At 65.2% G+C, this 23,400-nt stretch carries 21 protein-coding genes; 6 read left to right on the top strand and 15 right to left on the bottom strand.

The window, feature by feature from the left end; all coding sequences use genetic code 11:
- The 8 genes from CYFUS_RS20325 to CYFUS_RS20370 form a co-directional block, all read right to left on the bottom strand.
- Entirely contained in the window at positions 1-813 is an 813-nt protein-coding gene (locus CYFUS_RS20325) for an ExeA family protein (protein ID WP_095986732.1), read from the bottom strand.
- Complete coding sequence (locus CYFUS_RS20330) at positions 810-2,177, bottom strand: DDE-type integrase/transposase/recombinase (RefSeq protein ID WP_095986733.1); 1,368 nt, start codon at positions 2,175-2,177, stop codon at positions 810-812. The genes CYFUS_RS20325 and CYFUS_RS20330 overlap by 4 nt, the downstream gene beginning before the upstream one ends.
- Before the next feature lie 151 nt (positions 2,178-2,328).
- On the bottom strand, positions 2,329-2,805 hold the full coding sequence (locus CYFUS_RS20335; protein ID WP_198316648.1) for a hypothetical protein: 477 nt from the start codon (positions 2,803-2,805) through the stop codon (positions 2,329-2,331).
- A 920-nt stretch (positions 2,806-3,725) separates the two neighbouring features.
- The gene (locus CYFUS_RS20345; RefSeq protein ID WP_232537676.1) at positions 3,726-5,933 is read right to left on the bottom strand and encodes a Kelch repeat-containing protein; all 2,208 of its coding nucleotides are present in this window, start codon (positions 5,931-5,933) and stop codon (positions 3,726-3,728) included.
- A 290-nt stretch (positions 5,934-6,223) separates the two neighbouring features.
- Positions 6,224-6,568: a hypothetical protein gene (locus CYFUS_RS53970; protein ID WP_269770251.1), complete on the bottom strand. Its 345-nt coding sequence runs from the start codon at positions 6,566-6,568 to the stop codon at positions 6,224-6,226.
- 147 nt (positions 6,569-6,715) lie between these two features.
- A complete protein-coding gene (locus CYFUS_RS52790; protein WP_095986737.1) occupies positions 6,716-7,462 on the bottom strand; it encodes an ATP-binding protein in 747 nt (248 codons plus the stop codon).
- 308 nt (positions 7,463-7,770) lie between these two features.
- Positions 7,771-8,031, bottom strand: coding sequence for a hypothetical protein (locus CYFUS_RS20365; RefSeq protein ID WP_157758542.1), 261 nt, complete (start codon positions 8,029-8,031; stop codon positions 7,771-7,773).
- Positions 8,032-8,158: 127 nt separating this feature from the next.
- Entirely contained in the window at positions 8,159-10,177 is a 2,019-nt protein-coding gene (locus CYFUS_RS20370) for a hypothetical protein (RefSeq protein ID WP_095986739.1), read from the bottom strand.
- Positions 10,178-10,467: 290 nt separating this feature from the next.
- Here CYFUS_RS20370 and CYFUS_RS54570 point away from each other — a divergent pair, with 290 nt between their 5' ends.
- Positions 10,468-10,701, top strand: coding sequence for a DUF2380 domain-containing protein (locus CYFUS_RS54570; protein ID WP_420042709.1), 234 nt, complete (start codon positions 10,468-10,470; stop codon positions 10,699-10,701).
- A 128-nt stretch (positions 10,702-10,829) separates the two neighbouring features.
- Here the strand turns inward: CYFUS_RS54570 and CYFUS_RS20380 are convergent, their stop codons facing one another.
- On the bottom strand, positions 10,830-11,729 hold the full coding sequence (locus CYFUS_RS20380) for a LysR family transcriptional regulator (protein WP_198316649.1): 900 nt from the start codon (positions 11,727-11,729) through the stop codon (positions 10,830-10,832).
- 114 nt (positions 11,730-11,843) lie between these two features.
- Here CYFUS_RS20380 and CYFUS_RS20385 point away from each other — a divergent pair, with 114 nt between their 5' ends.
- The 3 genes from CYFUS_RS20385 (at position 11,844) to CYFUS_RS20395 (ending at position 14,350) form a co-directional block, all read left to right on the top strand.
- Positions 11,844-12,662 (top strand): alpha/beta fold hydrolase, encoded by an 819-nt coding sequence (locus CYFUS_RS20385; RefSeq protein ID WP_095986742.1) that lies wholly within the window; start codon positions 11,844-11,846, stop codon positions 12,660-12,662.
- 505 nt (positions 12,663-13,167) lie between these two features.
- Positions 13,168-13,518 (top strand): protease inhibitor I42 family protein, encoded by a 351-nt coding sequence (locus CYFUS_RS20390; protein ID WP_157758543.1) that lies wholly within the window; start codon positions 13,168-13,170, stop codon positions 13,516-13,518.
- 70 nt (positions 13,519-13,588) lie between these two features.
- The gene (locus CYFUS_RS20395) at positions 13,589-14,350 is read left to right on the top strand and encodes a C1 family peptidase (protein ID WP_095986744.1); all 762 of its coding nucleotides are present in this window, start codon (positions 13,589-13,591) and stop codon (positions 14,348-14,350) included.
- 49 nt (positions 14,351-14,399) lie between these two features.
- On the opposite strand, the gene CYFUS_RS20400 is transcribed toward CYFUS_RS20395, so the two are convergent.
- The 3 genes from CYFUS_RS20400 to CYFUS_RS20410 all read right to left on the bottom strand — a co-directional run bounded on the left by CYFUS_RS20400 (position 14,400) and on the right by CYFUS_RS20410 (position 16,248).
- Complete coding sequence (locus CYFUS_RS20400; protein ID WP_095986745.1) at positions 14,400-15,161, bottom strand: hypothetical protein; 762 nt, start codon at positions 15,159-15,161, stop codon at positions 14,400-14,402.
- 156 nt (positions 15,162-15,317) lie between these two features.
- A complete protein-coding gene (locus tag CYFUS_RS20405; protein WP_095986746.1) occupies positions 15,318-16,031 on the bottom strand; it encodes a double-CXXCG motif protein in 714 nt (237 codons plus the stop codon).
- A gap of 7 nt (positions 16,032-16,038) precedes the next feature.
- Positions 16,039-16,248: a DUF2380 domain-containing protein gene (locus CYFUS_RS20410; RefSeq protein ID WP_095986747.1), complete on the bottom strand. Its 210-nt coding sequence runs from the start codon at positions 16,246-16,248 to the stop codon at positions 16,039-16,041.
- Positions 16,249-16,631: 383 nt separating this feature from the next.
- Here CYFUS_RS20410 and CYFUS_RS20415 point away from each other — a divergent pair, with 383 nt between their 5' ends.
- A complete protein-coding gene (locus CYFUS_RS20415; protein WP_095986748.1) occupies positions 16,632-17,441 on the top strand; it encodes a hypothetical protein in 810 nt (269 codons plus the stop codon).
- 168 nt (positions 17,442-17,609) lie between these two features.
- On the opposite strand, the gene CYFUS_RS20420 is transcribed toward CYFUS_RS20415, so the two are convergent.
- Complete coding sequence (locus CYFUS_RS20420) at positions 17,610-18,761, bottom strand: IS4 family transposase (protein ID WP_095992130.1); 1,152 nt, start codon at positions 18,759-18,761, stop codon at positions 17,610-17,612.
- A 296-nt stretch (positions 18,762-19,057) separates the two neighbouring features.
- Positions 19,058-19,453, bottom strand: a complete 396-nt coding sequence (locus CYFUS_RS20425; protein WP_157758544.1) for a transposase family protein — start codon at positions 19,451-19,453, stop codon at positions 19,058-19,060.
- A 452-nt stretch (positions 19,454-19,905) separates the two neighbouring features.
- Here CYFUS_RS20425 and CYFUS_RS52795 point away from each other — a divergent pair, with 452 nt between their 5' ends.
- A complete protein-coding gene (locus CYFUS_RS52795; RefSeq protein ID WP_232537677.1) occupies positions 19,906-20,703 on the top strand; it encodes a collagen-like protein in 798 nt (265 codons plus the stop codon).
- A gap of 403 nt (positions 20,704-21,106) precedes the next feature.
- Here CYFUS_RS52795 and CYFUS_RS20435 read toward each other — a convergent pair whose 3' ends face one another.
- Positions 21,107-23,350 carry a sensor histidine kinase gene (locus tag CYFUS_RS20435; RefSeq protein ID WP_095986750.1) on the bottom strand — a complete coding sequence of 748 codons (2,244 nt, stop codon included), beginning with the start codon at positions 23,348-23,350 and terminating at the stop codon, positions 21,107-21,109.
- Positions 23,351-23,400: the final 50 nt, after the last annotated feature.

Here is a 23,400-nt window from a genome sequence, read left to right on the forward strand (position 1 = left end):
TCAGTCCTCATGGGAGCCGGAGTCGAGGACACGTGCCAGGGTGTCGCGCTCCACCAGTTTCTTCTTCTTGCGAGCGGCCTCGCGCAGCGCGGCGGTGGCCAGCCGGTCCATATCGCGCAGGGCGCCGTTGGCCGCCTCGTGCAGCATGGCCACGGCGTCGGAGGCAAACAGCTCGCGCTCGCACCCGGCATGAGCCAGGCGCACGCGCAGGTACTCGGCGGTGTCTTCGGGCGAGAGGGGAGAGAGGTGCAGCCGGGTGTGCAGCCGCGAGTAGAGGCTGCGGTTGTGCCGACGCGCCAGACGGCCCTCCAGCTCCGGCAGGCCTACCAGCACCAGGCTGAGCAGGGCCTGGGAGTCCCAATGGTAGTTGAGCAGTATGTGCAGGTGGTCGAGCACGTCCTGGTGCAGCAGGTGCGACTCGTCCAGGAGAAACACGGGGTGCGTGCGCTCCTGGCCCAGCTGCTCCACATGGGTGGCCACGGCGTAGAAGACGGCCGCTGCGGTGGCCGAAGGCTTGAGGCCCAGCGCCAGGCACAGCTGGCGGTAGAAGTCGCGTCGGCCCAGGGTGGCGTTGTGGCAGTAGGTGAGGCGGAAGCCGCTGTGGGGGAGCCGGTGGCGCAGCGCGCGCAGCACGCAGGTTTTGCCCACGCCCGGCTCGCCGGTGAGCACCACGCTCTGGTGCTGGCGCAGGGCCTCACACAGTTCCTCCACCAGCGCGGCCTTGGAAGAGGGCAGCCAGAGGTCGGCATCGGCAATCTCCTTGGAGAAGGGAGCCAGGGTGAGGCCGAAGTGGGAGAGGTACGCGGCAGTCATGCCTCACCCCCGTCCTCACCGGCGGCGTGGGCGGGGCGGCGGCCCGTGGCCTTGTCCAGCAGGGCGCGCGGCGGGTCGAAGGCCGGGTGGCTGGGAGCCGTCTCATCCAGGTGGGGGCGGCGCCAGGGCCGCTCGCGCCGGGAGTTGCGCACCGGGTCCACCGGGTGCAGGCCAATACGCTGGCCCTCGTGCTCCACCCAGGGCGCCTGCTGCGCGTCCACCAGGCAGCGGCAGAGCGTCACCACGCGGCCGGCCAGGTGGCCAGCGTCCATTTCGTAGTCCTCGCCCCCGAGGCTGACGGTGGTGTCGCGGCGCACGCGGCGGCGAATGCGCACGGTGAGGGCCTCGCGCAACTGCTGCTCGTCGAAGCCGCCAGGTGTCTGCGTATGGCTTTGGAAGACAGTCAGGGGCGAGCGCCCCAACAGCGAGGAATGGGGAGCGCGGTGGTAGTGCTCGTCGAGGAAGGCCCACAGGCGGACATTCACGTCGTGGAGGCTGGCCAGGGTGCCGAGGAAATCCAGACAGCCCTCGCGCAGCGTGCGCCAGAAGCGCTCCATCTTCCCACGAGCTTGAGGGTCATAAGGGCGGGCGTGCAACAGAGTGGTGCCCAGGCGAGCGCAGGCAGTGGCAAGGGTGTCGCCGCGGTAGGTACTGCCATTGTCGAGGTAGAGGGCGTCCGGTTTGCCGTGGCGGCGCAGGGCGCGCACCAGCAGGCCCAGCATGTCCACCTCGCGCTCGGAGTGGTGGGCCTCGAGGGCCACCACGTAACGGCTGGCATCATCCAACAGGGCGTGGAGACGAAGAGGGAGTGTCCTGCCCTCCAGGGAGAGGGAGGGGCCGTGGCACACGTCGCCATGCCACAGGGCCATGGGGGCCTCGGCCTGCCAGCGCAGGCGGGTATGGCTGGAGGAGGAGTCGCGCAGGGCCTGGCGCGTATGCCCTGCCTCGCGCAGCAGCCGGCGCACGGTGGCCGCCGACACGGCGCCCGTCTCCAGCCGTCCGTCCGCCTCCAGGGTGCGCAGCATGAGGGGCACCGAGGCCGAGGGGTGCTCCTTGCGAATGTCCAGCAGCAGCTGGCGCTGCTCGGGGGACAGGGCCTGGGCGCGGCCCTTGTCGCCACGCGCCGTGGGCACCAGGCCCGGCAGGCCCTGCCGCTTGTAGGCGTAGTACCACCGCTCCAGGGTGGGCACCGAGAAGCTGCGCGTGGCCTGGGCACCAGGAGGGCGGAAGCGCTGCTGGCTGAGGGCGAGCAGCGCCGCGCGCAGCTGCCCCTTCTCCAACTGTGCCTGGGTGAGGGAGCCCAGCACGCCATGGCGAAACACCGCTACCGCTTCGGCGTGGGACTTGGGGGTGAGGCCTTCCATACGTGGACTTCTCCCGCGCCCGCCAGTCGCCGGCCGTAAGTGGTGGCCACACGCCGCGGGCGCACTCCCACCGTGCCCGCCACCAGCCGGCGCGGGGAGGCAACCTCTCGGGTGGGGGCTGCCTGGGGCCCCAGCCCCACGCCGCCGCCCCTCACGCAGCGTGCACGGCTCCTCGGAAGGCCTGCACCGCCAGCGGCGGCGAGGGCGCGCTCGGCGGTGCGTGGCCCGCCACCGCGCTGGCCACGTGCGCCGCCGCTCGGCGCGCTGCCCACCCGGCCGGCCAGGGGCGCACGCGCAACAGCAGCCTGCGCTCCTCCACCGCCTCCACCCACGCCAGCGGCGTGCGCCAGCGCCGGGCCGAGGTGGCTCCCACGTGCACCCAGGGGCTGACGCATCCACGCACCGCCGCCAGCCCAAGCCCCACCACTGCCCATAACGCCAAGGCCCACGCCACCGCCGCCAGCGAGTACAGTCGCCGCGTCCACACCTCCCACGGCGCCACCGTGCACGTGGCCCCGCACGCCTGGCAGCGGTAGCGCCGCACCTGCACCTCCTCCTGCCTCGGCGTCCCTCCCGGCTCCTCGGGCCCCAGCACCTGCCGGCTTCTCTTGCCGTGCCCGTGCAGCACCACCCGCCCTCCCACCGGTCGGCTCGCCGCGCCGCACCCGGGGCACCTCCCCGGCCTCACCGCCTCCACGTCCGGCGGCCCCTGCTTCCAGGTCTTGACTGGCAGCGCGACTCGGATGATTTCTCGGCTGCTCCGCTTCTCTTTCTCCAATGTCTGCGCGGAGCTCTGGCCCGTGCCGTGCTGCTACACGTCACGGGCCTCCTTTTTCTCCGCGCCCCAGCCGGGCCGTCGGAGCGGCACTCCCTGCCTCGCGGCCCCGCCCTCCTGGGCCTTGCGCACTACCTCACCCGTCATGGCTTGACCCGAACCTGCTGGGTGATGGGCCACTCCACGCCCCTACGGCTCCTCCCATCATCCAGTCGGTCCATTTCCGGGCCGATCTCCCCCATCTACGCTGCGCGGTAACATGACTGCCACTGAGGAGGCGGCAGGCGTCTCCCAGTCGGCACAGTCCAACCCGTAGTTGCCCGTCTCACTGGCTGCGCTCTACGACAAGGTAAATCGCACCGAGCCGCAGGTGGTGCGGGCCTTGGTACAGGGGATCGCGGAGAGGCTACTGCCGGTAGTGCAACCCATGAAGAAGCAAATGCCGTGGGCAGCGGGCTACCAAGTGCGTGTCTTGGCTTGTTCAACCAGGACGAAAAGGCCGCACCGTCAGCTTCGCTGACATTCTGCGCCTCGCCCAGTGTACGCTCGCCTCGGTGGATCGGGTGGACCCGCGTCTTTTTTTCGCCCGTTTGCCCCTGCCCACTTCTTGGCCTCAGTTGAGAGCCGCATGAACCACGGCTCTCGGCTGGTCAAAAATAGCGAAAGTCGAGTCTGGCGCTCTCCCCGGGTTCGAACTCGCTCCTGGCGGACTGAACGAAGATTGATATCAAGAAAAGCAGGCCGGCGAAGCTCGCGCAGCCAAAAACCGGGAGTCAGGGATAATACAATTCCGCCGTTGCAAGGTAGGTGACGGGTCCATAGCCGCCCGCGACGAGCACTTGGCCGGTGGGCAACAACACCGCCGTGTGCCCCATTCTCTTCACGGCAGTCATGTCATTCACCACGCTCCAGGTGTCCGTTTCCGGGTCATAGATTTCTACGGAATCGGAAGATCCAAAGGTTCCGCCAGCGATGAGTACCTTGCCGTTGTGTAGCAGCGTTGCCGTGTGTCCGACGTGAGGCACCGCCATGGAGCGCACGACGGTCCAGGTACGCGAGGAAGGATCATACACTTCCGCGCTTCTGAGTGCCGTGTTGGTATTATACCCACCCGTGACGAGCACCTTGCCATTGGGCAACAGCGTCGCCGCGTGATATCGACGCAGCGTGGACATGGATCCGGTAACGCTCCATGAGCCCGAATAAGGATCGTATTGCTCTGCTGACGCGATCCCTTCCCATTCGTTGTTGCGAAGGCGCATTCCGCCAGCAACGAGCACCTTGCCATTGGGTAACAACGTCGCCGTGGGCGCTATGCGATGGCCCTCCGTCATCGGACCGGTAGCAGTCCATGTTTCCATGATTGGATCGTAAATTTCTGCTGTCGAGGTGGCGACCCATCCTCCAGCGATGAGTACCTGACCATTGGCCAGCAGCGTCGATGTATGCTGGTGTTGGGGCGTGCGCATGGGCGTGGTGTTTCTCCAAGTGCCCATGGAAGGGTCGTACACCTCCGCGCTGGCACTGGCTCCGCCAAATCTACTTCCTCCCGAGACAAGCACTGTTCCGTTGGGGAGCAGTGTCGCCGCATGACTGTGACGAAACACACTCAGGGAACCCGTGGCAGTCCATACACCTGTGACTGGATTATACACCTCTGCGGTCGCCATTTGTTGATTCGTGGCGTTCATGCCTCCCACAGCGAGCATCCTGCCGTCTGCCAGTAGTGTCGCCGTATAGTCTCGACGCGGCTCGGCCATGGAGCCCGTCGGAATCCACCCCGAACAATTTGGTAGTCCCGTCACAGAAAAGCTTCGGGTTGCTTTCAAGTTGAATCCATTGGTGACGGTGGCGACCACAGTGGGAGAGACGCCGGGGCTGACGCAGGAAGGCGCAGTCCAAACCACGCGGCTGTTGAAGTCGCCATGACTCGGAGTAGCGAGCGCGCCTGTATTAGTGGTCCATGCGTAGGTGAGCGCGGACCCCTCGGGATCGTTGGCTACCACCTCATAGGTGATTTCCTGCCCGGCGGAGGCTGTATCCGAGGAACGATAGGAACGCACGATCACGGGGTTGAAGTGGTCGACAGCAGGCGCATTGCCAACACATATGGCCACTGTGCCCTTGGTTTGACCCTGCCGCCCATCCGAGACCACGACAGTCAGTTGGCAGTTATTACAAGCGCCAATGGGCGATGCGGAGGGAGTGAATTGAGCCGTTCGGGAGTAAGAGTTGTTCCAGACTCCTTCACAAGTTGCGCTCCATTGGTATGAAAGGACGTCGCCATCTGGATCAGAAGCCGTGACAGATACTACTGATGGGTTGCCCATGGAGAGTTGCGTGGGGCTGGCATTCATGGCGGACACCCTGGGCGAGCTGTTGAACGAAATGTCGAGACTTGCTTCTCCCTCTTGCCCTACTTGGGAGACGTTGACAGTCAGAGTCACGCTGGAGGACAGACCCCTTGAGTCTGTCACGGAGAGAGTGAGCTTTTGAATGCCCGTGGTCACGGGGGCCGTCCACGAAGTAGAGAGAGCGTTCGGCATGGAGAACGTTCCGGCTGTGGCACTCCATGCGTAGGATGACGTATCACCCGGGTTGGGATCGTGGACGGTGGCCACCAGCGAAATGGAACCACCCACTGCTACGGTGGTGGACGAGATGGTTAACGAGTCGATCAGCGGTGCCTCGTTCTCGAACGGAGGCGGTGGGTTGACTTGTTGCAAGATGAGGACGACCTCGGTCGTCTGGTTCGCAGAGATGGTGATGCCTGATGTGGACCCTTCGAAGAGCTTGGTGCCCGAGGCATCAAACGCTTGTGCGAGGAAGGTGCGATTGCTACCCGCAGGGATGTTGCCGAGGACGCCGCCCCATTTTCCATTTGTGGGGGCCAAGTCCAGGGTGATGGAGGAGAAATCGGCGGCGCTGGACGTGACAGATACTCGGGAAATATGGTCAACTAGTTCTTGACGCACGGACACGGAGAACTGCGCCGAGCCAGTGTCAGCAGGAGCACAACTCGCGGACCATATGGCGAAGGAGAGCAGCAACAGGGCGGATGATTTTGTCATATGAACGTTCCGAGGGGATTGGGATCACAGTTGGTGGAACGGGACAGAGGTAGGCGCTAAACGCTGCATCGTGTCGCACAGAAGGTGCCATGGGATATGAAGTCCGTCAGAGCCACCTGATACTCTCACGGTGAACATCAGTACACCTCCAAGACCATGGTTCACTGACGCATAGATGATGAATGGGCCTTCAGAAGGTGTCAAAGGATTCGCGGAGGGAGCGCACCGCTCGAATCCCACCCTTCGGGGGCTCGCCCGGTGCTTCTTTTCGCGCCTGAACTTACGCTCGTGCTGCGCGGGAGGCGTCGTGCCATCCGGCGGCGGAGTCTCGGCGAGCCCTCGTTGGGAAAGGACGGCCCGTCCGCGATTTCCGGCTTGTGGGACTGGGTGGGCTCGGAAGAGGGGCGGGCAGGCTGAGGATGAACGTGGCGCTCTCGCCCGGCTAGCTGCGCACCGACAGCGTCCCCCCGTGGTTCTTTCACGATGCTCTGAGAGATGGCCAACCCCAGCCCCGTGCCCTTCTGCTTCGTCGTGTAAAAGGGCACGAAGATGCTCTGGTGCTGCTCGGGCGGAATCTCCGGGCTCGTGTCCTACAAGTGCAACTCGAAGCGGGAGGGCGCCGTCAAGTGGGGGCGAGTCATTTGGCGGGCCGGTGCGGGTCCTCCCCTCTGTATGGGTGGCTGTCCCGCATCCTATCCTCCAGGGCTGTTCCACCTGGGGGATAGGCTAGCGTCATGGCGAACGAGTACCGAAGTCCTGGGGCGGGGGAGGGCGGCGGTACGCAGCTTGAAGCTCGGAGAGAGGTGACGAGGGGCCCGTCGCAAGGGGCACCCGCGGGGGCCTTTGGGCTCATCCTCTTCTTCCTCAACGCGGCATGCGCGACGCAGGCCCCTATGGGAGGCCAGGTTGCCGAGGAGCGCCGCTGGCGGCCTTCGTCGGCGAAGGAGGCCCGCGCGGCTCCGCGCCAACTCGAGCCCATGGTGGTTGTCTTCGCGGATAGTCCCCTGGCGCGCGGCAACACGTGCGTGGTGGCCCTCACGGCGGCCGAGTACCAGCGCGCGGTGCAGATGCTCGGCCACCGTTTCCAGGTGCGTATTCCGGCGAAGTGGAACACTCGTTCCGGCCATGAGAAACAGTCGGAGCGTCAGCGACGCTGGGTGCGGTTCACTTCGCCCCCTTCTTGGCCCCCGGGTCAAATTCCCATCCGGGCGGCGCACCGAGTCGCCCGAGAGCTTGAGGCGGTGAGCGTTGTGCACCAGCCGGTCGAGAATGGCGTCGGCCAGGGTGGCGTCGCCAATCACCGCGTGCCAGTCCTTGGATTCGAGCTGGCTCGTCACCACGGTGGCGCCGACGCCGTAGCGGTTCTCGAGCACCTCCAGCAGCTCCTTGCGCTCGCTGGAGCCCAGCGGCTCCAGGCCGAATTCGTCCAGAATCAGCACCTGGGCCTCTGCGCAGCAACTGCGGGTGGATGCCGTCGGCGCGAGCCTGCGCCAGCTCGTCGAAGAGACGCGAGGCCCGGCGGTACACCACGCCGTAGCCGTCGCGGCAGGCCTTCTGCCCGAGCGCGCACGGGTAGTAGTCGGCGCCGCGCACGTTCTCGTGCTGGGGCTGCGGCCCCTTGTCCTCGTGCTTCGCTTCCACCTCCTCGAGGTGGTGCTGGAGGATGGCGGCCACGGACTTGTAGCTGTAGGCGCGGTGGCGCAGTGCCCGCGCACAGGCCTTCTCCACGCGCTGCGGCCCGTGGCGCTCAGCCAGGCGGATGACGCCCAGGGCGGAGCGGAAGCTGGGGCCGGCGCTTCATCACCTCCTCCACCAGCCCTGCCGTGCTGGGGCCCAGCGTGGCGGCCCACGAGAAAATGCGGCTCGGCGTCCACTGCGCGTGCGCGCGGTGGTTGGCCGGCATGTGCTCGGCCTGTGTGGTGAAGCGTCCGCGCTCCTCGCTGCGCACGTGGCTGGCCACGCGCCGGCCGCCCAGCAGCACTTCCACGCACGACGGTGTGGCGCGCACCTCCACCTGCTGCGCCTCACTAGTCCGTAAGGCCTCCGGAATGGTGTCAGACGATTCGTAGGAAACGAGGTGTCGGAACGAGTCTTTTGACACCTTCCCAGGGGAAGGAGGAGTTGGGGGTTGAAACTCAGTGCGGCGCGAGCGAAGCCACGCCGGGCGAGTGGTATTTCAGCATCCACTTGATGGTCAGCGGCGTGCTGAAGGTCTGGGCCGGAGTGGAGCAGCGGATGCTGGTCTGGAGCGCACCGCCGGGCGTGTTGTAGTCCGCGTCGCCGCGCACGTCGGCCACGGTGCAGTCTTGCAGACCTTCCACCTCGAAGGCGTAGACATCGCCGCTGGCGTAGCTGAAGCGCTTGTCGCCGCTGGTGCTCACGCCGTCGGAGAACGAGCCGAACTCCAGCTCGATCTTCGACAGGCTCAGGGCGCCATTGGGTGTGTAGGTGTCCTCGCGTGTGATCTGGCCAGGTTCGAAGGTGTAGGTGGTGGTGGAGGTGATGCGCTTGTCCTTGAACGGCGAGCCCCCGCTGCCGGTGCCGGTCACGCGGTCCATGGCGTCCTGCTCGTAGCTCACCCGCAACACCTTGCCGTCCGCGGACTCCTGCGTCCGCAGGTTCTTCTGGTACGCCGCGGGAATCAGCGCCTGTGGCGTGCCCGTGCTCGTATCGGCCAGGGTGAACATCGGCTGCAACTGCGGCCATTGAGTGTCGGCCACACCGGAGAGCATGTTGTACGAATACGGGATCGCGAAGTACGGATTGGTGCGGTGGTAGGTGGCCGCGCCGTTGACCACCGGCAGACTGATGATGCGCAGGCCGTCGCGGTAGGTGACCAGGCCGCGGTCGTAGGTGGCCGACTGCCCGTCGAAGCCGGCGAACCGGGTGAGCGCCGTGCGCGGCAACGTGTCCAGGTAGTCGATGAAGGCGCGGGTCGACACCGGCGGTTTCTGCGCATGGCCGCTGACCTTCCATAGGTTGTTGGTGTAGAGCAACTGGTGCGACAGGCTCAGGTTCTCGCCCAGGATGCGCGCCTTGCCGCGGTAGCCATCGGTGCGGCGGCCCTTGTCCCACATGTTGAGCGACCCGGTCTCGGCGTCGTACCAGAACTCGGCGTACTTCGCCGTGATGCGTGTCGCGAAGGCGTAGGCGATGTCCTTTTCCTCGGCCGTCAGCACGTTCATGTGCGCGGCCGCCGAGAGCACCTCGGCGAAGGACGTGTCCGCGTAGGCGCTCAGGCTGCGGCCATAGTCGATGCCATTGCCCGCCGGGTTCAGGCGCATCTTGATGACATCCACCGACTGGCGCAGCCAGCCCTTGAGCGCGGCCAGGTCCTCGGGCGCGACCTGCATGTCGGTCTCGATCAGCCGCTGCACGATCTCGCCGATGAGCAGGATGCTGTAGCGGTCGAAGCGGCCGCTGCCATCGGTTTCGTCCGAGAAGCCAAAGGCCGAGAAGGTCTTGTAGTGGTTGATCATCTTCTGCAGCAGGGCCTCGCTGGCCTCGGGGCCTTCCCAGCCGAGCAGGTAGCGCAGACGTGCCACGCTGAAAGCGACGCCGTAGTAGTTGGTCGGCAGATTGATCAACGTGTAATCGGGGTTGACGAAGGTGCGCCAGTCGAGCCGGGTCTTGAGCTTGTCCAGGGTGGCGGCGCTGACGGCCGGGTTCGCGCTGTCGAGGTAGCCCGCCTTCTTGAGCTTCCAGAGGGCCGAGAGGTAGTAGTAGATGCCCCAGGTCTCGTTCGTCACGTTGATCGTCATGTCGGAGATCGCGCGGTAGCCGTCGAGGTAGGTCTGGTACCTGGCGTCCGAAGGCGATGCGTTGAGCAGCAGGTACGAGAACCCGATGGCCACCTTGCCCGGCAGGAACTTGTCGCCGCTGTTCGGAGCGAAGACCTTCACGCCCTGCAGTTCCGTGTCCAGTCCCTGCGCGCGCACCTGGTCAAACAGGCGATCAATCGTCGGCAGCAGTTGCCGGGTGACGATCTCGTCCATCGGCGTGTTCGAGGCTTTGGGCTGTGCCGCGAGCACGGCCGGGTCCACGGGGAACTCCGTCCCGGGAGGATTGCCAGCACCCGGCGGGGCGCCGCCACCGCAAGCGAGCGCGAGTAGGGCGGCGGACACCACCGTCAGGACGAACTTGGATTTTCGCATGTGTCAGTTGTCTCCCAGGGCTGAAGTGCTCGCCTGGCACATTAACCCCCGGAAATCGGCAAATGCATCTGTCCGGGTCGGGTCGCGTCCTCGCTCGGTTCCGGGTTTCGAATCTCGGCGCTGTATGACCCAATCCCCCCGGCCCCGACCCCTGCTGCCGCTGTTCCTCTCCGCGCTGGTGCTGGCCGCGTGCGCCACCTCCCCAACCCGCCTTGGAGGGCACCGAGCCTGACGACACCACCGCCTGCGACGACGCGGATGCCGACCAGTGCGTCGTGCTCGCTCCTCGAGTGGACGATGCGGATCCCGGAGCACGTGCACCTGCGCATATCCATCACGGAGCGAATGGCGGCCCATGGAATCAGGCGTGGCGGCAATACATCAATGCCAATCCAGGCTATGTGCCACGGGAGGTCCTGATCCGTAAGGCCTTCGAGCTGGCCTTGCGCTTCGACATCGCCGGTCCCATCAGGCCGTACCACGCTCCGGTGCCCGCCCCTGGACTCCAACTCCTCGCTCCTTGAACTTCGGACTCGCCCGCATGAAACTCTACGCGTTGGAAAGAGACCCCTCCCCCCGATACACGGGCAATCTGAACGCTGCCCATAAGTTCGAGTTTCGCAGTTTCTGGTGGCCAGGAGACGTCCGTCACTCAGGTCCGGCCGCGCCAGCGATCCCAGCTCGGCTCGGGTCCGAACCGCGTGGCCAGGAAGTCGACGACCGCACGCACCTTGGCCGGCACGTTGCGGCCGGGCGGATAGACGGCATGAATGGTGAGCGCGGGCTGCTCGTACCCGTCGAGCACCGGCACCAGGCGTCCGGAGGCGAGGTCGGCGCCGAGTACGAACGTGGGCCCGAGGACGATGCCGCGCCCGCTGACGGCGAGCACACGCAGCAGGTCCATGTTGTTGGCGATGACACCGCCGGTGACCTGCACGACGTGCACGCGCTTCTTGTGCACGAAGCGCCATCGGCCCGGCCCCGCCGTCGCCGTGTAGTACAGGCAGTCGTGTCGCGCCAGCGCCTCCGGTGACTCGGGGGCACCGTGCCGTTGCAGGTACTCGGGCGATGCGCACGCCACCATGCGGCAGGGCGCCAGCCGCCGCGCCATCAGGCTCGAGTCGCCGAGCTGCCCGATGCGCAGTGCCAGGTCGTAGCCCTCGGCCACCAGGTCCACGAACTGATCGCTCAAGCCGATGTCGAGGGTGACCGCGGGGTGCGCGGCCACGAAGTCGCCCAGCGCCGCGGCGAGGTGGAGAACGCCGAACGACACCGGTGCGCTCAAGCGGACCAGGCCACGCGGTGTGGACTGGCGCGCGCGCGCCTCGCGCTCGGCGTCGTCGATGTCCGCCAGGATTGCCGTGCACCGACGGTAGTAGCGCTCGCCGACCTCGGTCAGCCGAAGCCGGCGCGTGGTGCGATGCAGCAGCATCGCGCCCAGGCGATCCTCGAGGGCTCGGACGTGCTTGCCGACCATGCCGGGAGACAGGCGCAGCTGCCGCGCGGCGCCGGCGAAGCTGCCGCTGCCGATGACCTGCACGAACACCCTCATGCTCTCAACCTGGTCCATTCGCCGATTATGCACTCGCAGTGCGGAGTCTCGGAACCAGAGCGCCGATGATGGATGGAGCCACGGGGAATAGCTTGATGTGCAGGAGGTAGGTACGTGCACATCAAGGCAAATGGGCTGCGGCTGAGCGTGACTGACGAGGGACGCGGGGGACCGGCGCTGGTCTTCCTTCACTACTGGGGCGGCTCCTCGAGAACATGGCGAGAGGTGATCGAACAGCTGCGCGGCTCGCATCGCTGCATCGCCTACGACCACCGGGGCTGGGGTGACTCGGAGGCGGCACCCACGCCGGAGGGGTATCACATTCGTCAGCTGGCCGATGACTGCGAAGCGGTGATCGGCGCGCTCGGCCTCGACGACTACGTGCTGGTCGGGCACTCGATGGGCGGCAAGACGGCACAGCTCGTGGCGTCTCGGCGGCCGGCCGGGCTGCGCGCGCTGGTGCTGGTGGCGCCCGCGCCCGCGACGCCGCTCGGGGTGCCCGCGGAGGCGCGCCGGTCGATGACCCACCTCTACGAGACGCCGGCCGGCGTCGAGCAGGCGATCGGCGTGATGGCGGGCCGGCCGCTGTCGGCGGAGCAGCGCTCGCGTGTGATGGAGGACAGCCTGCGCGGGGCGCCACCGGCACGGGCCGGTTGGACCGAGGTCGCCATGCTCGACGACGTGTCCGCCGACCTCCAGCGCATCCATGTGCCGACGCTGGTCATCGTCGGCGAGGCAGACCACGTCGAGCCGGTCGACGTACTCCAGCGCGAGGTGGTGGCGCGGATTCAGGGGGCGAGGATGGAGGTGCTGCCGGCCACGGGGCACCTGCCGATGCTCGAGTCGCCGGACGCACTGGTGAAGCACATCCGCCGCTTCGTCGCGGTGTCTGGATTGCTGGCTGATGGGGACGGGGAACTGGAGCGGCAATAGCGCATGTTGGACAGACACGAGTGTGGACGCAGGAGGCGGAGCACCTGGAGTCTGGCGGGCATTGGCAAGAGCCGTGAGGGCCCAGCATCCGCATACCCGGCCCGAGCGCCTTCGAGTTCTTTGACACCCTCTCCGAGACACGCTCTCCGGGATGTTGGCAGGTTGACCCTATTTGGTGAATCACCGGAGCAGGCCAGTTGCGGAGAGCCAGGAACCAGGTGCATGCTTGACCAATTCATCCAATCAAGCTGGTCTATCCGGGTATACGGGTTTCGTATGGGTTGTGGCAGGGGCAGGGATGTTGGTAAACCCTTGAAGTTATTGAGAGCCCAGGGGCAGGGGGAAAGACGCAACCGCGTTCTGTGTCGTCGCGACAATCCTCCATCCCTGTTGTGGTGGTGCACTGAACACGACCGGAGTCGGGATGAAAAAGGGTTTTCGACATCTTCGAGTCGCGCTTCCCGCGCTCCTGCTGCTGGCCTGTAGCAATCCACCGGAAGCCAGCGTGGACGAGACGGAGGTCAGCGTGGACGAGACGACGACACGCCCGGTCAAGCTCCGTGCTGGAGACACCGTCAAGGTCAGCCTCAATGTCCACATGAGTTCGGGCTCGAGTTGGCACCTTGTTGGCGCCACTCCCGTCAACCTGGAGTTTCTGGGCTCTGAAGTGGCACAGCCCCAGACTCAAGCCCAGAATAGCTCCGCGGGCAGGGTCGGACTGCGTGAAGTCCAGGTCTTTCGCTTCAAGGCGGTGTCCAAAGGGGACGTGAGTCTGGAGTTCAAGAAGGCCAGACCCTGGGAGAAGCAGAACGCCGAGAAGACCTTCAGCGTCCAGCTCGCGGTCGCGGCGAAATAGCCTGGACACAGCGGAGACTACTCTCCAAGGAGTTTCTTCCATCTCCCCCCCACGGATTCCGCTCAGGACCATGAGTTCGCGGCAGCCGCGTGAGCAAACGAAGGAATCCAGGATTCAGCCCGTTTCCGCGAGCAAACCCCTCAACGGGCCGTGGAATACCCGATGTGACCCCAAGGCGGCCCAGTGGGATTGGCGGACCGAGGGTCACGTTGGCAACATCCGAGATCAAGGCAGTCAATGCTTTTCCTGCTGGGCTTTCGCCGCCGCCGCTGCCTTCGAGGGGAGCTACTCCGTCCAACATGGCAAGTACGTCCCTGTCTCGGAGCAGAACGTCTTGAATTGCGCCTCGGAATCGAGCGATTGCAACGGGGGACTGGTGATCGACGCCTACAAGGTCCTCACGAACAAGGGGGCCGTGGGCGCCGAGGTCGAGCCCTATCTCGGCCAACGTTCCGACTGCATCCCTCCCTCGGGGAAGATGCGTGCCCTGTCCTGGGGCTATGTCAATGCCGAGGAAGTGGTTCCCAGTACTCCCGCGATCAAGGAATCCCTTTGCAGATACGGCCCCATCGTCAGCGCGGTGAGAGCTACCCTGGCGATGCAGGCCTACGCGGAGGGCGTGTTCAATCAGGACGAAAAAGGGCCGGCCAATCACGCGGTCGCCATCGTCGGCTGGGACGATGAGAAGGGGGCCTGGCTGGTTCGCAACTCCTGGGGGGTGAAATGGGGATTGAATGGGTACATGTGGATCAAGTACCAGGTCAATTCCATTGGAACGGATGCGTCGTGGATCCGTGCTGCCTATTCACCCGGCGAAATGTACGCCCGCTGAGTTCGCTCACGCCGCATCCATTTTCTGGCCTCCGGCCTCATGTTTTCCGTCAAGGAGCGGCGGATTGCGGCAGCCGCTGGGGCTTGGCGACGGGCAGGTAGCACTTGCCCTGGTACTCGGCCTGATCGCTGAAGCAGGGAGGCTTCTGCTCCAATGCCACCCAACACCCGCCCTTGATTTCCACCGCGCCCTTGTTGATCTTGCAGGGGGGCACGGCCTGATTGCGAAAGGGTTTGGCGGGCAGGGGGTAGGTGAGGGCCACCGGGTCGGACGCCTCCAGGTCGACGAGGGACGAGGCGTCCTCCTGGGAGAAGACGTCGGGTGTCTCCTCCACGGGAGGACGGGGGAACTCGGAGAGACTCGTCAGCAGCCAGAAGCCCAGACCCAGCCAGAGGCCCGTCCAGTTCGCCACGGTGTGCCCCGGGCTCCGGTGTGAGCTGGGTGGGACTGGTGGGAGCGACAGGCCCGAGGCGAGGTGCTCCCGGAGACGGGGACTGTTCTCCACTCGCGTGACGGCGGCGGTCGTGAGCACGAGGATGTCCGCCAGCTCCGAGACGGGCACGGACGGGGGGGTCTCCTCCACCCTCAGTGTCACCGAGGTGGGATGAGGCTCGCACAGGAGGGACACTCGCCAGGGCCCCTCGGGTTGCCAGTCCACGCGCTCCGTGGGCAGCAGTTGCAAGGCCGGCCGCCCTGTCTCCACGTCCCACGCGTCGTGGAGGCGGCCCAGGCCGGGCCCCACCTCGTCGTAGGCCGCGCCCCGTTCAAACCGCCCCCGTCCACCGTCCTTGCCATTCTGGTCATTCGCCACGTGCGCGCCCTCTCCAGTCAGCGACCAGCGGAACGGATTTGACCCAACAAGTCAAGGTGAACTACAGGTCCTGTGGAGTGGTTGTTGGTCCGCTTCGGGTGGAGATGCAGCAGGCAGGAGCGTGGGACAGGTTCCTCGTCCCATCGTGGGCTGTCCTCAGCGCACTGGGAGCGGCGTGAAGGCGAGGCCATCCAGCCCCAGGCGTTGGCAGGCTTCGACGAAGCGCTCGGTGCAGACCACCACCGTGGGGAAGTCCTCCAGGCGGAAAAGGTCCAGCTCGGTGGGGAGCATAGTGGCGTCCAGGAGGAGGTCCTTGGGGAGTGGAATGCCCCGGCGATGACAGCGAGGGCATGGGGGCTTGTGGTCCGGCGGAAGGCAGTCTGGATGTACGCGTCCATTGGGGAGGAGTTCCAGTTCGAGCAACTCGGGAGGATTGCGCTGACGAAAGCGCACCTCCATCCGGCACCCCTTGAGTCCGCGCAGGGGCTCGGACTGAAGCTGCTCGTACGCCTCGCGGCGAATCAGGATCAAGAAAGAGTAGTTGGAGACGAACTGCCCGAAACGACCCTGTGCCTTACCCACGAGCGGCCCGAATGTCGCACCAGGTTCCAATTGGGCTCCCGGCGGCAACAGCGGACGGACCAGTTCACTCAGCCGCTCATACTCCTCGATGGGCTCGGTGCGCGCTTCCTCGAAGTCAGCCAGCGCAATCACTGGCGTCAGATCCACCGAGGGATATACCTTGGCTCCTCCACTCCAAGTGGACTTGCACACGGGGCAGTGAATGCCAGGAAGCCCCCAACGATGGGCAGCATCAACGAAGCCTGTATAGCCCGCCGCTCTGTCTTCCTTCATCCTGAAGTAATTCATGGCATCTTCATCGTTCCTGGCAATAGTGCAACCAGGAATGAAAGCTCCTGGGGAGCCTGATGGTGAAGGCGTGGATATCAATACTCTGCCGCTTGAACCAACCCGCCAGGAGCGGTTCCTGCGGGAAGATGTGGTGCTTCTCAAAGGGTTCGCGCGAGGGGATGCACCGCAGCTCGCGTCCTCGCGGGCTTCTTCCCACGAAACCACGGCCTCCCATGGCTCCTCGTCCCCCTGAACAGCGGGAGCCGAAGAGGCACACGTGGTCAGCAGCAGACACAAGAGAGCAGCGCCCCTCATGGCGTGCGGGAAACACATGTATCCCATCCTACAACGTTACAAGCATCCTCAGCACACCCGGAGACGGTGTCAAAGGACTCGAAATGAGGGACGCGCGCGAGAACGGAGGACTTGGAGTTGGCCCACGGGGTGCATCCGGTTCGGCGGAGTGCATGCGGGGGAGGGGGATGGGCTGGCTGTTGAGGATGTTCCAGGCGGTGCTACTCGGCGGAGCCGGAGCTGGATGACACGGCGCTGGGCTGCGGTGGATGCCTGTGCCCTGGCGCTTGAGGTGGATGTGACCTCTGTAGTAGGGTCGGTGCCATGACCACACCTCAGTTCCCGGTGCTCGAGCTTCCGGAGATGCTCTACGGCCACACCGAAAACATCATCCGCGAGGTGAGAACCCAGGGGCAGAGCTGGGCGCGGGAGTACCTCGAGACGGGTGCCTTTTCCCTGCCCCGGCGGATGCTCCCGGTGCCGCCCGGCGAGCTGCTGGTCATGGACCCAGTGGGCCACTTCGACGTCAACCTCCATCCTCGCTGGCAGGTGCACCTCTTCATCAATGTCTTCATGAGCTTGAGTGACGGCGCTCCGAAAGAGGAGCGCCAGCGAATGGAGGAGTCCTTCGAAGCCTTCTGCCTGAGCACTCCTTGGGGAGCTCTCTTCCAGGCGGTCTCTCCGTCTCCGCCGGAGAGCGCGGAGCGCATGGCCAGACGGCTCGCGGCGTTGCTGCGCTTCTGGGACGTGCTCCAGGCCCCGCGCTACGCGTTCTGGGCGTTTCAGTGGCGGGACTGCTCGCTGGAAGAACTCATGGACTACCTCTACCGCAAGACGTTGGAGGCGTGGTGCCCCGGGGGCCCCGCTTCGGTGCGCGAGCACCTGGCCTTGACGGTGGAGCGCATGGCGCGCGCCACCCGGGAAGAGTGCATGGAGGTCGTGCTCCGCTTCATTCCCGTCTTGTTGGAACTGAAACACGACTTGAAGCACCGCGAGGTGCTCAGCGACCCGGACTTCTTGCGCGAGCACCTCGCCGCGCTCCCTCCAAAGGACTTCGAGCGTTGTTCCAGCGCCTGCCTCTACGCGGTGTCTGGATTGCTGGCGGATTGGGACGGGGAACTGGAGCGGCAATAGAGCATGTTGAGCAGACACGAGTGTGGACGCAGGAGGCGGAGCACCTGGAGTGTGGTGGGTTTTGTCCTGGTGCTCCTGAGTGTCCTCGTTGCCCAGGCGCAGCCTCCTCCCTTGAAGCTTCCTGGTCGTCAGCTGGACTCGGAGGAGCCCTGGGGCTGAGCCATCCCCTCATATTGGGCCGAAAACTTCCTGGAAAACAGGCTGCTCGCGCAACAACTCAGCGAATCGCTCCATCAAGGGGACCAGTTGATCCTCCGGCATCATGGGGATGGCTTGGTAATACTCACAGCCTTGACGGAAGAGCGAGTAGGTGCGCGTCTTCGCTGTATTGGCCTTGAGATAGCGCTCCATTCCCAAGCTCTCTCCCGCTGTCCCCAGGAGCGTCAAGAGCGCGCAGGCGAGCGCACTCACCAGCAGCAGCCGGTCTCGTCTGTCCGCCGAGCGCACCCGGACCCACGACAGGCCCATTCCAAAACGCAAATCCTTCATGTCGCGGAAGGTTTCTTCCGTCCGGAACCTCTTGGCGTACAGCCCCACCACGAAGGCCGCGGTCGACTCTTTCAAGCTGGTCGCCAGACACCACGCCTCCTTCATTCCTTTCTTCTTCACGCACACCACCGCTCCCACCGACGTCTCGTCCTGGGTGACCCTTGCTCCTGGCAGGCTCACCGCCCGCCCCGACTCGGGCACCCATTCGCCCGCGCTCTTCTTCTCTCCTTTTTCATCCATGACTTGAATGCACTGACGGAAGCGCACGACGTAGTCGAACTTCAACTGCTCGAGCAACGCGTAGAACTTCTGGTCTCCAAATCCCCGGTCGGCCAGCACCGTGAGCCTCACCCCCTCGGGCACGACTTGTCGCAGTCGATGGAGCACGAAATCCTCTGTTTCGTTGCGCATCCCCTCCAGGGCGGACTTCTCCACCGTGTGCCACACCAGCGGCGTGGTTCGCCCATGGCTGGCCACCAAGGACGCCACCAGCGTCGTCTGTCCATCCGCGTCGAAGTCCGTCCAGTCCAAGGCCACGACGGCCTCTTTCCTCTGACCCAAGGCGTAGGGCACCCATTGCGCGAAGAGTTCCCAAACGTTGACTCCCTGGTTGGACAAGAGCCGGTCCACCTGCTTCACGCCATGCTTGCTTTTCGTGCCTCGCGCCCACGCCAGGGCCTTGCCGATGAGATGCACTCCCAGACTGGCCGCGTGAATGACACCCAGGACGGCATAGGCCAGCGACAGCACGCGCTTGGCGTGCAGGTCCTCCTCGAAGAGCGACTCCAGGAAGGCATGGACTTGCTGGTCATCAAGGCGAGGCTTGCGCATGACCGCAGAAGTAAGCATGCGGGTCCTACTTCTTGCACCAATCAGCCGAAGCACCGCTCTCTTGCTCGCCTGCTAAACGGAGGAAATCCTGGCTCGGTATGCCCCGCCGGTGGAGCCCACACCGGCAACGCTAGCACCAGCTACGACTACAGTTTGGTCTTTCACTAAACCGACCCGCATCCACACATTTAACTTTCATCGGGGATACTGAAGGCCGAGGCCGAGCGTTGGTGGAGGCAGTCGCTTCTGGCTTGATGCTTGAGAGGGATGTCAGCTCCTCCATGGCGCGTTACAAACTACGGCTTCAAGTCAGTGCGTGGCCGAGGTGGCCGCCCTCTTCTGGATCTTCTGTAGCCGAAATGGGCGTTCCCGCCGTGGACGGGAGGGTCTCTCGAGTCGTGCGCCGCCCAGGGCACCCGCTCCACTCTCACCCCATGCTCGCGGCAGTGCACACGGCGCGGGGCGTAATGCAGCCAGAAGATGGTTTGTCCCAGCGCCAGGTGCCGCCACAGCCGCCCAGGGCTCGCGTCGTAGCCGGGGGCGGGCCGGCCGCACACTCCACAGCGCGGCTTGCGCTGGCACGGGCGCACCTCCACCACCACTCCCTTGGCCTCCAGCCGGGCCCCTTGCACACTCAGCCTCTGGATGCGCAACACCCGCCCCAGCACCTCTCGCAGCCTTGGCCCCGCCACGCCCCGCCTCCCCCTCCAGCACCGCAGGGGCGGCACGTACTGCAACTCCGCGACCTGGTCTCTTCCCAGAGCGACAGCCTCTATCGGCTTCTCGCTCCCCATCTCTCATCGGAGACCCTCCCGTCCACGGCGGGAACGCCCATTTCGGCTACAGAAGATCCACATTTAACTGACTTCCGTTATGACACCCTCTCCGGACACCCTCTCGAGGCGCGGGCTTGCTCACCTCTCGTTCAACTGCTCGTTCGAGGAGCAGCCAACCTGAAACGGTAGTCCCTGGCGCCCCTTTGAAGGCAGGGATTTTACTATAAGCTGGATTCCAGCGATTGCGCCTTCGCGCGTGTCGCAGTTCCACACATCAAAAGAGACAAGCTCACTTCATGTTGAGGTTTTTCATCAGTAGGACGTTGGCTGCCCGCTTGCGCATGTCGTCCATGACCACGAGACTGGGTGTGCTGACCAGCGTGATGGCGGGACTCACGGTTCCGGCACAGGTACAGGCGCAGGACACCCAGACGCAGTTGGTTATCACGAAGGTGGAGGTGAACTACGCCTTGAGCCAGATGACCATCCATGGTCGAAACCTCGCCACTGCCTCTGGTGTCCCGCCCGTCGTCCAGTTCATGGGAACGGGAGTGGGGGTCGTGACCTACGACACCTCTAATGTCATCATCTCCGTGCCTCTATCGTTCCTGGGAGCCGGTTCCTACCTGCTGACGATGTCGACCGGCCCCAACGTGGAACAGAATGACTCCTTCGATGTGACTCTGGGCACACAGGGCCCCAAGGGCGATCCCGGCCCGCAGGGCTCTCCGGGTCCCAAGGGAGACAAGGGCGATACCGGTGCAGCCGGTCCTCGAGGTGAAAAGGGTGACCCTGGGGCGACGGGTGCCGTTGGCCCGGTCGGTCCCGAGGGCAAGCAAGGTCCAATTGGTCCTCAAGGCGAGAAAGGGCTGACGGGCGCCATTGGTCCCAAGGGCGATACCGGTCAGACCGGACCCCAAGGCCCTCCTGGTCCCAAAGCAATCGTTCAGTGTGGAGTTGTGAACGGGCCGGTTTCAGCCTCTGGTGCATGGACTTATGCACGCTGTCCGGCGGGATGGTATGCAATGGGAGGCGCGTGTTCTCAGAGTGGGGGATCTACGACTTTCGCGCAATCATCTCTTTCTGCTGGCGCTTATGGTTGCTATCTTATAAACACATCCAGCAACAAGGTGATGGCGGCGGCAACGTGTTGCTATATCCAATAAGGTCGCGCACGTTTGTGATGAGGCGGCAGGTCGGATCTTTGGTATGGTTCGTGTGTCTGCCTGGATATGCGGGGTTTTGTAAGGGTCTTCTGCCAGGCTGTGCCGATATTTGAGTTGGCGCTTTCGAAAGGCATGTGGATGCCCTGGTTTGCGAATACCTTGTCGCCGCAGGCATTGGCCACCAGTTCACCGCCGGCATTGGTGGCCACCTGAGCGTCCGGAATCATGTGCTGGTTCGTGAGGAGCCAGGGACCCGCTACGAGGAAGCCGGTTCCTCGGACCCTGGGCGTGAGGATCCGGCAGACGCTTCGGGACACTTTGATGCCGTGGTGAAGCCAGGAGATGCTCCGGAGATGGCTGATTCCGAAGATCTTCTCCACATGCTGGCCTTCACCCCCACGTCTCAGACCGCCCGGCGCTTCTTCTCGCGCCTGGACTTGCGCTCATGCCGGGGCGGAGTTGGCGTGCCATCCGGAGGCGGAGTCTCGGCGAGCCTCCCGTTGGGAAAGGACGGCTCGTTCGCGAGCCCCGAGTCATGGGTCTGGGTGGGCTCGGGGGGAGGGGCGGGCAGGCGGATGATGAACGTGGCGCCCTCGCCCGGCTTGCTGCGCACCGACAGCGTCCCCCCGTGGTTCTTCACGATGCGCTGCGAGATGGCCAGCCCCAGCCCCGTGCCCTTCTGCTTCGTCGTGTAGAAGGGCACGAAGATGCTCTGGTGCTGCTCGGGCGGAATCCCCGGGCCCGTGTCCGACACGTGCAGCTCGACGAACGAGTCCCCCGCGTGCCGGAAGTCGTTGAAGCGGTCCGGCCGCACCGTCTTCACCGTGATGCCTCCTCCCGCTTCCCCGCCCAGCGCCTGCATCGCGTTCTGCACCAGGTTGATGAGCACCTGCTTGAGCTGCTCCGCATCCGCCTCCACCCGCGGCAGGTTCTCCTCCTGCTCCACCTTGAGCTCCAACCCCGCCGGCAGCTCGTTGTGGATGAGCCGCGCCGTGCGCGTCACCACCTCGTTCAGGTCCGTGGGCCCGAACGTCTGCTTCAGCGGCCTCGCGTAGTCGAGGAACGCCGACACCACCCCGTTGAGCCGGTTGACCTCCTCGACGATCACCTCCAGGAACTCTCCTTCCTCGCCCGGCAGCCGCCGCGGATCCAGACACTGCGCCGCGCCCTTGATGGCCCCCAGCGGATTGCGGATTTCATGCGCCAGGCCCGCCGCCATCTCGCCCAGCGCCGCCAGGCGATCTCTCTCTCGGATGGTCTCGTACAGCTTGGAGTTCTCCAGCGCCGTCGCCAGCCGCTCGGCCACCTCCAGCATCAGCGCGATCTCATCCGAGGCGTACGCCTCCGGCACCCGCTCGTCCCACAGGTTGAGGAAGCCGATCACCCGGTCATTGCCCAAGAGCGGCACCGTGATGCCCGCCTTCATCTGCACCAGCGCCGCGCGCGTGTCGTGCAGCCGCTTGAGCTCGTCCCGGAAGCGCTTGCCCTCCACCGCCTGCTGCCTCATCACCGCGATGCGCCGCTCCACGTTCTCCAGCAGCACCGCCTTCTGCCCCGACGCCACCGCGAACAGCACCCCGCGCGCCGCCCCCGTGTCCAGGAACGACACCGGCGCCGGCCCCCGCGCGTCCAACAGCCGGTAGCCCGGCCGGTCCTCGGCCAGGAGGTACAGCGACGCGTGGGTGATTCGCCCCGACTCGTGCAGCGCGTCGAGCACCAGCCGCGCCAGCTCGGAGATCTCGATGACGCCCGCCATGCGCGCCCGCGTGCTGCCGAGCACCCGCAGCAGCTCGAAGCGCTCGCGGAAGAAGACCGCCACCACCCGCTCCTCCACCTTGGCCCGTAAGGGCTCCAGGAGGATGAGCAGCACGAACGCCGCCACCACCGTGTTGAAGATGAAGAGCGACGTGTTGTTCTTGTCCACCCACATCGTCAGCAGCGTGAAGACCACCGCCAGGATGGAGGCGAGCACCGTCTGCGAGACGATCTTCGCCAGGAGCTCGTGCAGATCCATCAGCCGCAGCCGCAACAGCGTCTGCGCGAGGAAGAACAGGTAGAGCGTGGTGAAGACGGGCCCCAGCGGGGTGGGGAAGGGCAGCCCGTAGCGCTCGAGCTGATCCAGCACGCTGAAGAGGATGGCCGCCCCGGCGCCAATGGCCAGGTACGTCAGCCTCAGCCGCTCGATGCGCGACTCGGTGGTGCGCACTCGTCGCAGCAGCAACGACACCGAGGCCAGCAGCGCGCCGAGCACCCACGTGCCCACGACGATCCGCGCCCACTCCTTCTGGGCCAGCGGGGACACCGCCACCATCAGCCCGAACACGGCCGAGAGGAAGGCGAGCCGCCTGCCCAGCAGGTGGGTACCCTGGCTGACGCCGAGGAACTCGAGGAAGAAGGCGACGGCCGCGCCAGGAACGAGCGAAGCCAGTAGGATGGTGGCTCCCACCGCCACCCGCGCCACCCACGGGTAGTGGCCCGAGGGGAACACTCCATGGATGAAGGTGGAGAGGTAGTATCCCCCCAACGTCAACGCGAAGACGGAGTAGAGCGTGAGCACCCGCGGACGTGCGGCTCTCAACAACATGGACACGCCAAGCGCCAGGCCGATGATGGATGCGAGAAGTGCGCTCTGTGTCCGGATGTCCATGGGCGGGTCGAGAGTCTAACCTTCATCGCGTTCTGGAAATTTTTCCCCTG

This window comes from Cystobacter fuscus (assembly GCF_002305875.1).
Taxonomy (GTDB): domain Bacteria; phylum Myxococcota; class Myxococcia; order Myxococcales; family Myxococcaceae; genus Cystobacter; species Cystobacter fuscus_A.

Coding starts and splice junctions, on each gene's coding strand:
- CYFUS_RS20395 (WP_095986744.1), top strand. CDS start 13,589: ATGAGTTCGCGGCAGCCGCGTGAGCAAACGAAGGAATCCAGGATTCAG.
- CYFUS_RS20370 (WP_095986739.1), bottom strand. CDS start 10,177: ATGCGAAAATCCAAGTTCGTCCTGACGGTGGTGTCCGCCGCCCTACTC.
- CYFUS_RS20330 (WP_095986733.1), bottom strand. CDS start 2,177: ATGGAAGGCCTCACCCCCAAGTCCCACGCCGAAGCGGTAGCGGTGTTT.
- CYFUS_RS20405 (WP_095986746.1), bottom strand. CDS start 16,031: ATGAATTACTTCAGGATGAAGGAAGACAGAGCGGCGGGCTATACAGGC.
- CYFUS_RS20325 (WP_095986732.1), bottom strand. CDS start 813: ATGACTGCCGCGTACCTCTCCCACTTCGGCCTCACCCTGGCTCCCTTC.
- CYFUS_RS20380 (WP_198316649.1), bottom strand. CDS start 11,729: ATGAGGGTGTTCGTGCAGGTCATCGGCAGCGGCAGCTTCGCCGGCGCC.
- CYFUS_RS20410 (WP_095986747.1), bottom strand. CDS start 16,248: ATGGGAGGCCGTGGTTTCGTGGGAAGAAGCCCGCGAGGACGCGAGCTG.
- CYFUS_RS20420 (WP_095992130.1), bottom strand. CDS start 18,761: ATGCGCAAGCCTCGCCTTGATGACCAGCAAGTCCATGCCTTCCTGGAG.
- CYFUS_RS20435 (WP_095986750.1), bottom strand. CDS start 23,350: ATGGACATCCGGACACAGAGCGCACTTCTCGCATCCATCATCGGCCTG.
- CYFUS_RS20415 (WP_095986748.1), top strand. CDS start 16,632: ATGACCACACCTCAGTTCCCGGTGCTCGAGCTTCCGGAGATGCTCTAC.